7 protein-coding genes are annotated in these 7,211 nt (G+C 74.1%); 3 read left to right on the top strand and 4 right to left on the bottom strand.

Features of this window, described 5'->3' with window-relative positions:
• Positions 1–265: 265 nt before the first annotated feature.
• Genes ADY01_RS30160 through ADY01_RS30150 form a run of 3 tightly spaced genes read left to right on the top strand, consistent with a single transcriptional unit; the run spans position 266 to position 3,818 of the window.
• Positions 266–1,342, top strand: coding sequence for an ROK family protein (locus tag ADY01_RS30160; protein WP_234320475.1), 1,077 nt, complete (start codon positions 266–268; stop codon positions 1,340–1,342).
• Positions 1,339–2,871: a M81 family metallopeptidase gene (locus ADY01_RS30155; RefSeq protein WP_049579804.1), complete on the top strand. Its 1,533-nt coding sequence runs from the start codon at positions 1,339–1,341 to the stop codon at positions 2,869–2,871. Before ADY01_RS30160 ends, ADY01_RS30155 begins: the two co-directional genes overlap by 4 nt.
• Complete coding sequence (locus tag ADY01_RS30150; protein ID WP_049579803.1) at positions 2,868–3,818, top strand: ROK family protein; 951 nt, start codon at positions 2,868–2,870, stop codon at positions 3,816–3,818. Before ADY01_RS30155 ends, ADY01_RS30150 begins: the two co-directional genes overlap by 4 nt.
• Positions 3,819–3,842: 24 nt before the next feature.
• Here the strand turns inward: ADY01_RS30150 and ADY01_RS30145 are convergent, their stop codons facing one another.
• The 4 genes from ADY01_RS30145 to ADY01_RS38520 all read right to left on the bottom strand — a co-directional run.
• Positions 3,843–5,096: a sugar ABC transporter permease gene (locus ADY01_RS30145; protein ID WP_049579801.1), complete on the bottom strand. Its 1,254-nt coding sequence runs from the start codon at positions 5,094–5,096 to the stop codon at positions 3,843–3,845.
• The gene (locus ADY01_RS30140) at positions 5,089–5,883 is read right to left on the bottom strand and encodes an ATP-binding cassette domain-containing protein (RefSeq protein WP_049579799.1); all 795 of its coding nucleotides are present in this window, start codon (positions 5,881–5,883) and stop codon (positions 5,089–5,091) included. The genes ADY01_RS30145 and ADY01_RS30140 overlap by 8 nt, the downstream gene beginning before the upstream one ends.
• A gap of 47 nt (positions 5,884–5,930) precedes the next feature.
• Positions 5,931–6,983 carry a substrate-binding domain-containing protein gene (locus ADY01_RS30135; RefSeq protein ID WP_049579797.1) on the bottom strand — a complete coding sequence of 351 codons (1,053 nt, stop codon included), beginning with the start codon at positions 6,981–6,983 and terminating at the stop codon, positions 5,931–5,933.
• An 11-nt stretch (positions 6,984–6,994) separates the two neighbouring features.
• Positions 6,995–7,211: histidine phosphatase family protein (locus tag ADY01_RS38520; protein WP_049579795.1), on the bottom strand; the 217-nt coding region annotated here is incomplete at its 5' end.

Raw genomic sequence — 7,211 nt, 5'->3', positions numbered from 1 at the left:
GCGTGGGCGAGTCCGGCGGCCCCGTCACGGCGACGGCGTGCATCCCCCTACTTGCTCCAGCAAGCACCCTTAACTCCGTGCCGTGATGGCGGTGGCTTGAATGAAACGTCCAACCATCGAACGTAGTCAAGCCCCGTAATCAAGAATTTGCGTGTGGTATCTATGGCTTATGGATATTCGAGTAGGGCATCTCCCCGAACGGGGGTCGCCTGCGCACCTTCTGCGTCTCGTTGCCCGGGGGGAGGCGCGTTCCCGGGCGGACCTGGTGCACCGGGTCGGACTGTCGCCGTCGACGGTGTCGGCCCGCGTCGAGTACCTCCTCGCCCACGGCTACCTGCGGGAGTCGGGCAGCGGCACCTCGCAGGGCGGGCGCCGCCCCAAGCTCCTGGAGATCCACGCGGAGGGAGGGATGATGCTCGCCGCGGACTTCGGGGCGCAGCACGTGCGCCTCGCCGCCGTCGACGTCGCCGGACGGGTGCACACCGTGGCGGAGTTCCCCTGGGAGCTGGCCGAGGGCCCGGCGCGCACCGTCGACTGGCTGGCCGAGCGCTGCCAGGAGCTGCTGGCCTCCTCCGCGATGGCCCCGATACCCGCGCGGGGCCTGGGAGTCGGGCTGCCGGGCCCGGTGGAACACCGCGGCGGCCAGGTCGTCCTGCCCTCGCGCATGCCCGGCTGGCACCACGCCTCGATCGGCGAGGCCCTCGGCGAGCGGCTGGGGTTGCCCGTCGTCGTGGAGAACGACGCCAACCTCATGGCCGTCGGCGAACATCTCACCGCCCGCACGGACTTCGACCACCTGCTGCTGGTCAAGGTGGGTTCCGGCATCGGCAGCGGCGTCGTCTCCGACGGGCGCCTGCACCACGGGGCGAGGGGAGCGGCCGGCGACATCAGCCATGTGCGCGTCCCGGCCGCCGGGGACAACCCCTGCTCGTGCGGCAACACCGGCTGCCTGGAGACCATCGCGAGCGGCGCGGCGATCATCCGCACCCTCGCCGCGCAAGGCGTCGAGGTGAGCCGGCCCGCCGACGTCGTGCGCCTCGTCGAGGAGGGCGACGCCCTCGCCACCACCCTGGTGCGCGACGCGGGCCGCAGCCTCGGCGAGGTGCTGGCCACCGTGGTGAACTTCTTCAACCCCGAGATGCTCGTGCTCGGCGGAGCCCTCAGCGCGGTGCAGCCGCTGCTCGCCGCCGTGCGGGGCGCCGTGTACGAGCGCTGCCTGCCCCTGGCCACCCAGTCGCTGACGATCGACACGGCCGCCACCGGCGCCAACGCCGGCGTGATCGGCGGCGGGCTGATGGTCCTCCAGCGGTCGCTGTCCACGGCCGGCGGGGAGGCGGCGTGACGGACGCCGAACGGGCCAGGCCGCTGCGGATCGGCATCGGCGGCGTCCACATCGAGTGCAGCACCTTCACCCCGCACACCACCGCCTACGAGGACTTCGCCATCCGCCGGGGCACCGGCCTCCTGGAGATGTTCTCCTTCACGGCGCCCGGCGCGGCCGGCTGGGCGCGGGACATCGAGTGGGTCCCCCTCGTGCACGCCCGCGCCATCCCCGGCGGCTCCGTCCAACGCGCCGCCTACGCCCGGCTCAGGACCGAACTGCTCGACCGGCTCCACCGCGCCGGGCCGCTGGACGGCGTCCTCCTCGACCTCCACGGCGCCATGCACGTGCCCGGCCGCCACGACATCGAGACCGACCTCGCCTCCGCGGTCAGGGACGCGGTGGGCCCCTCCTGCCTCATCTCCTCGCCCACCGACCTGCACGGCAACATCACCGAAGCCCTCGTCGCCCGGCTCGACCTGATCACGGCGCACCGCCTGGCCCCCCACGAGGACGAATGGCTCACCCGGGAGCGGGCCGCCCGCCTGCTGGCCCGCTCCCTGCGCGAGGGCGTGCGCCCGGCCACCGCCTGGGTGCGGGTGCCGGTGCTGCTCCCGGGCGAGAAGACCAGCACCCAGGTGGAGCCGGCCCGCGGCCTGTACGCCGGAATCGCCGAGGTGGAGAAGGCGCCCGGGATCTGGGACGCGGCCATCTGGGTCGGCTACGCGTGGGCCGACGAGCCGCGCAGCGCCGCCGCGGTCGTCGTCACCGGAACCGATGAGACGGCCGTCGCCCGCCAGGCCCGCCGGCTCGCCGAGCGCTACTGGGCCCTGCGCGACGACTTCGCCTTCGTCGGCCCCACGGGCACCGCCGAGGAGGTCCTCGCCGCGGCGACGGCGAGCGCCCGCCGCCCGTTCGTCATCAGCGACTCGGGGGACAACCCCACCGCCGGCGGCGCGGGCGACGTGCCGTACCTGCTGGAACGCCTGCTGCTCGACCCCGCCGTCCGGGCGCGGGGCCCGCGCGTCATCTACGCGAGCATCCTGGACCCGGGGGCCGTCGAGGCGTGCCGCCGGGCCGGGCTCGGCGCGACGGTGGACCTGCGCGTCGGCGGCCTCCTCGACCCCGTCCACGGCACGCCCGCCGACCTCGCCGGCCGCGTGACCTTCCTGTCCGGGGACGGGCCCGCGCCGGGGACCGCGGGGGTCCCCACGGCCGTCGTCACCTCCGGCGGCGTCGAGGTGATCCTCACCGGCGGGCGCGCGGCGTTCCACCGGATCGAGGACTTCACCCGCCTCGGCCTCGACCCGCGCGCCGCCGACATCGTCGCCGTCAAGATCGGCTATCTGGAGCCCGAGCTGCGGGCCCTCGCCGCGGACTGGATGATCGCCCTGACGCCGGGCGGCGTCGACCAGGACCTGCACCGGCTCGGGCACCGCGAGATCGTCCGCCCGCTCCACCCCTTCGACCCCGGCATGCCGCCACCGGACCTGACGCCCCACCTCAGGCCCGCCCGCCCGGCGCCCGGCGGCCCCGGAGCCGTCCGGTGAGCGCACCGCTGTATCTGGGGGCCGACATCGGGGGCACCAAGATCGAGGCGGTCCTCGCCACCGCGGACGGGGCGGTGACGGGCCACCGGAGGGTCCCCACCCCGGCCCGGGAGGGGCGCGACGCCGTCCTGCGCGCACTGCTGTCCACGCTCCGCGACCTGCGCGCGGGCGCCCCGCCGGGCACCCGCGTGCACGGCATCGGCCTGGGCACCCACGGCGTCGTCTCCCACCCCGAGGGAGCCGTCGCCACCGCCTCGGACGCCCTCCCCGGATGGACGGGGACACCCCTGCGCCGCCTCACCGAGGAGGCGTTCGGCGTCCCCGTCGTCGTGGACAACGACGTCAACGTGCTGGCCCACGGCGAGATGCTGCTCGGAGCGGGGCGCGGCCACCGGGACCTGCTGTTCGTGAACGTCGGCACCGGCATCGGCGGCGCCGTCATCGTCGGCGGCCACCTCGTGCGCGGCCGGCACGGCTCCGGGGGCGAGCTCGGCCACGCGCCCTCCCCCGCGGCGCGCGGCCTGCCGTGCTCGTGCGGCGGCAGCGGACACCTGGACACGGTGGCGAGCGGCACCGCCATCGAGCGCCTCCACGCCGAGGCGGGCGGCCCACGGCTGACCGCGGTGGAGATCACGCGGCTCGCGGAACGGGGCGACCCGCTCGGCCGGCGCACCCTGGCCGCCGCCGCCGGAGCCCTGGGGGAGGCGGTCGGCGGCCTGGTCAGCGTCCTCGACCCCGCCCTGGTGGTGATCGGCGGCGGAGTCGCGTCCGCCGGGGCGGCCTACTGGGACCCGCTGCGGTCCGCCGTGCGGGGGGCGACGCTGCCGCTGCTGCGGGACATCACCCTCACCACCCCCCGCCTCGACCACGCCGCCGCCGCACGCGGCGCGGCGGCCCTGGCGTTCAGCACCCTCACCGCCCCCGCCGGGGACGCGGTACCGTGCTGAACCGCCCGGGGCACCGCCGCCGCCTCACGCGCGCCCGTGGGCGGTGCGCGAGCGGCGGGCGACCGAGTCGAGGGCCACGGCGAGCGCGAGGACCAGCCCGGTGATGACGAACCGGAAGGAGGAGTCCAGGTCGAGCAGCGTGAGCCCGTTGGAGATGGACTGGATCACCAGGATGCCGAGCAGGGCCGCGAAGGCGCTGCCCCTCCCGCCGAACAGGCTGGTGCCGCCGATCACCGCGGCGGCGATCGCGTTGAGGTTCACGTCGCCCGCACCGCTCGCCTGGTTGGCGGCGGCCAGCCGGGCCGCGGCCAGGATTCCACCGAGCGCCGCCAGCGAGGAGCACAGCACGAACATCGTGGTGTACACCCGTCGCACGTTGATGCCCGCCCGGCGCGCCGCCTCCGCGTTGCCGCCGACCGCGAACACCGAGCGGCCCCAGCCGGTGCGGGTCAGCGCGTAGTTCATCAGCAGCACCAGGACCACGAAGCCGACGAACATCCAGCCGACGCCCCGGTCCCGGTTCAGGTACCAGGCCGCGTACCCGAGCCCGAGCAGCAGGGCCGCGCTGCGGATCACGAGCAGCGCGGTGGACCGGGCGGACAGCCCGGCCGCACGCCTGGCCCTGGCCCTGGCGTAGCCGGTGGCGAACAGCCAGCCGGCGGCGACCACCACCAGCAGGTAGGACAGCCAGGCGGGCACGAAGGAGACCTGGGCGAAACGGACCAGGCCGGAGTCGTAGGGCAGGTTGATCGCTCCCGTGTCGCCCAGGAGGTACAGCTGCACCCCGAGGAAGCTGAGCAGCCCGGCGAGCGTGGCCACGAAGCTGGGCACCCCGAGGCGGTTGACCATCTGCGCGTAGACCCAGCCGATCGCGCAGCCGGCGGCGATCGCGACCGCCAGCGAGGGCACCATCGGCCAGCCCGCGTCGGCGAAGGTCACCGCGGTGAGCGCCGCCGACACCCCGCTGACCGAGCCGACCGACAGATCGATCTGCCCCACCAGCAGCACGCACACCACGCCCAGCGCGATGACGCCGAGCGAGACGCTCTCCATCAGCAGGTTCACGAGGTTCGCGCTGGAGAGGAAGACCGAATTCAGCGACTGGAAGACCGACCAGATCACCACCAGACCGGCGATGATCGGCAGCGCGCCGAGGTCCCCGGAGCGGACGCGGTCCAGGAGGGCGCCCAGCGCCGGCCGCAGGCCCGAGCCGTGTCGCAGCCGCTCGTCGAGCAGGTCGAGCGGGGTGCCCTTCTCGGCGGTGCTGGTGTCACTCATCACCTGACTCCTCTCCTCGACCGGCGCGCCGCGCCGCCGTGTCGTCCCGCGCGCCGACGATCGCCGCGACGAGGTCCTCGGACGACACGTCGGCGGCGTCGAAGACCCCGTTGTTGCGGCCCAGCCGCAGCACGGCCACCCGGTCGGCGACCGCGCGCACGTCCTCCATGTTGTGGCTGACCATGATCACGCCGAGTCCGCGGTCGCGGAGCCGCCGGATCAGGTGGAGCACCTCGGCCGTCTGCACGACGCCGAGTGCCGCGGTCGGCTCGTCCAGGATGATGATCCGCGGGTCGCCGAGCAGCGAGCGGGCGATGGCCACGGTCTGCCGCTGCCCGCCGGAGAGCGCGGCCACCGGGACGCGCACGGAGGGGATCTTCGCGGAGAGCTGGCGCAGCAGCTCCCAGGACCTGATCTCCATCGCGACCTCGTCCAGCCGCGCGGGGCGCAGCTCGCGGCCGAGGAACAGGTTCTCGATGATGTCCAGGTTCTCGCAGAGCGCCAGGTCCTGGAAGACGGTGGCGATGCCGAGCCCGTGCGCGTCCGCCGGGCTGCCGATCGTCACCCGGCGGCCGTCGCAGGTGATCGAGCCGCCGTCCGCGCGGTGGACCCCGGCGAGCACCTTGACCAGGGTCGACTTGCCGGCGCCGTTGTCGCCGACCACCGCGACCACCTGTCCCGGCGCGACATCCAGGTCGACGTCGGTGAGCGCCGCGACCGCGCCGAAGTTCTTGCTGATCCCGCGCAGCGACAGGACCGGCTCGGCCGTCGTTGGCAACGCTGACATGCCCTCTCCCTCTGGTCCCTCAGGTCCCTCTGGTCCCACTGGTCGCTCTAGGCCACGCCGGCCGCGTCGCAGGCCGCCGCGTACCCGCCGGTGCACACCTCGTTCGGCGAGATCTGGTCGGATTCGGCGAGCACCTCCGCGATGTTCTCCCCGGTCACCACGGTGGGCTCGAAGAGCATCGTGGGGGTGTCGAACAGCGTGGTCTCGCCCTCGGGTTCCTCCCCGCTGACGAACTGGTGGGCCACCTCGGCCGCCGCCTCCGCGACGGTCTTGATGGGCTTGGAGATGGTGTTGTACTGGTCGCCGGCCACCACCCGCTGTGCCGCGGCCACCTCGAAGTCGTTGCCCGTCACGGGGGGCACCGGCAGTCCGGCCGCCTTGAACGCGGCGATCGCGCCGCCGCCCGTGCCGTCGTTGGCGGCCACCACTCCGGCGATGCCGTCGCCGAACCTGGTGATCTGGCCGCTGACCCACTCCTGCGCGTCGGAGGGCTGCCAGTCCGGGGTGTCGTACTCGGCGAGCAGCTCGAAGCCGCTGTCGTCGATCGCGGTGTGGATGCCCTGCTTGATCAGCCCGGCCGCCGCGTCGGTCGGCGAGCCGTTGACCTGGAGCAGGCCGCCCTCCGCGCCGGTCTCCCGCAGGTGGTCCACGAGCGACTGGCCGATGCTCTCGCCGATCGCCTCGTTGTCGAAGGAGACGTAGAAGTCGGGCGGGCTCTCCAGGATCGGCCGGTCGTACGCGATCACCGGCACGCCCTGCGCCCGCGCGGTGTTGACGATGCTGGCGGCGGCGGTCGAGTCGACCGGGTCGACCACCATCACGTCCACACCCTGCGCCAGCGCGGAGTCCGCCTGCTGCTGCTGGCGGGAGGCGTCCGCCCTGGCGTTGTTGTAGATGACCTCGCAGTCGGCGCAGAGCTCCTTCATCCTGGCCTCGAACAGCGGACTGTCGTACAACTCGTAGCGGGTGGAGGCGATGTCGGGCATCAGGAAGGCGACCTTCGCGCCCTGCGAGTCGCCCCCACCCTCCTCGGTGGAGCAGGCCGTGACCGTGGTCGCGGTGAGGAGGACGGTCGCCGCGATAGTGAGAAGTCGGCGCATGCTAGGTCCTTTCAGGCTGGCGAGATGCTGCGGTTCAGCGAGAGGAGCGAGACGGGCCGGGACGGGTCGGCGGGCAGCGCGATCTCGGTGACCGCGACGTTGTCCAGCCGGGGGAAGTGCTGCCGGTAGGCGGCGAGGGGCAGGCCGAGGAGCGCGCACAGGGCCAGGCGCAGGATCGTGCTGTGCCCGACGACCAGGACCGGCCCCCCCTCCCCCGCGCCCCCCCCC

Origin of the sequence: Streptomyces sp. SBT349, from assembly GCF_001083795.1 — a bacterium.
GTDB lineage: Bacteria > Actinomycetota > Actinomycetes > Streptomycetales > Streptomycetaceae > Streptomyces.
The sequence above is the reverse complement of the archived record's forward strand: the minus strand, read 5'-3'. Positions and strand labels throughout refer to the sequence as shown.

Coding starts and splice junctions, on each gene's coding strand:
- ADY01_RS30135 (WP_049579797.1), bottom strand. CDS start 6,983: ATGCGCCGACTTCTCACTATCGCGGCGACCGTCCTCCTCACCGCGACC.
- ADY01_RS30140 (WP_049579799.1), bottom strand. CDS start 5,883: ATGTCAGCGTTGCCAACGACGGCCGAGCCGGTCCTGTCGCTGCGCGGG.
- ADY01_RS30145 (WP_049579801.1), bottom strand. CDS start 5,096: ATGAGTGACACCAGCACCGCCGAGAAGGGCACCCCGCTCGACCTGCTC.